The organism is Kitasatospora sp. MY 5-36 (genome assembly GCF_001182915.1).
Classification (GTDB): Bacteria; Actinomycetota; Actinomycetes; order Streptomycetales; family Streptomycetaceae; genus Kitasatospora.
This window is the reverse complement of sequence record NZ_LFVW01001227.1, coordinates 1-1286: the sequence shown is the minus strand read 5'-3', so window position 1 is coordinate 1286 and position 1286 is coordinate 1. Positions and strand designations below refer to the sequence as shown.

The window sequence follows — 1286 nt, the reverse complement described above, 5'->3', positions numbered from 1 at the left end:
GAGCCCGCCGCCCGCGGCGAGCAGGGTGTTGACGGTGCTCAGGGCGGCGAGGGTGCGCACCGGCTCCAGCAGGTCGGGCCCGGGCCGCAGCCGGGAGACCGGGCCGCCGGTGTCCTCGGCGAGGGCGAGCAGCCGGACGTAGTTGCCCTCGGTGGTCCACAGCCCGGCGAGGACGGCGGCGATCGCGGCGACGGCGGGCCCGTCCCCGGCGGCGAGGGCCAGCCGCAGCGCCCGGACCAGGTTGTCCTGCTCGGCGCGGACCAGCCGCCACTCCGGTACGGCCGCCGGGCCGAACGGGCCGTCGTGGTGGTCGATGCCGAACTCCCGCGCCCAGAGCAGGAACCGGGCGGTGACGGCCTCGTCCTCCGCCGCCTTCGTCCGCTCGGCCGCGCCGAACTCGCGGACCGTCTCCAGCATCCGGAACCGTCCCCCGCTCGGGGTGTCGGTCAGGCGCAGCAGCGACTGGTCGACCAGGTCCTCCAGGACGGTCAGGACGTCGGGGTCGTCGAGCAGTCGCCCGGCGGCGCGGGCGGTGAAGCCACCGGGGAAGACGGAGAGCGCGCGCAGGGCGGCCCGGCCCGGCGGGTCCAGCAGGTTCCAGCTCCAGTCGACCACGGCCTGCAGGGTACGATGGCGCTGCGGCGCGTCCCGGGGCCCGCCGCGCAGCAGGGCGAAGCGGTCGGCCAGCCGGTCGGCGATCTCGGGCACCGCCAGCACCCGTACCCGGGCCGCCGCCAGCTCCAGGGCCAGCGGGAGCCCGTCCAGCCGGGCGCACAGTTCGGCGACCGGGCCGGCCGGCAGCTCGACGTCCGGGCGGGCCGCCCGGGCCCGCTGGGTGAACAGCTCGACGGCGGACACCCGGTCCAACTCCGGGAGCAGGTACACCGATTCGGCGGAGATCCCGAGCGGGGTGCGGCTGGTGGTGAGCACCCGCAGGTCAGGGCGGGCGGCCACCAGCGCGTGCACCAGGTCGGCGACACCGCGCACCACCTGCTCGCAGTTGTCCAGTACCAGCAGCACCGGCCCGGCGGCGAGCACACTGGCGATCCCCGCCCGGTCGCCGGCGCCGAGGGCGGCGGCCACCGCCCCGGCCACGTCCTGGTCGGCCGCCACTCCGGCCAGCGGCACCAGGTGCACCACCCGCTGCGCCGCCCCGCGCGCCACGGCGGCGGCCACCCGGGTCTTGCCGAGCCCGCCGGGGCCGACCACCGACACCACCCGGGCGGTGCCCAGCAGTTCCGCCACGGCGGCGAGATCGGCCTCCCGGCCGACCAGCGGGTTCGGCT

The 1286-nt window shown here is 77.9% G+C and carries 1 pseudogene; it reads right to left on the bottom strand.

The window, feature by feature from the left end:
- Positions 1-1286, bottom strand: a pseudogene (locus tag AE652_RS41580) (AfsR/SARP family transcriptional regulator); the annotation flags it as partial.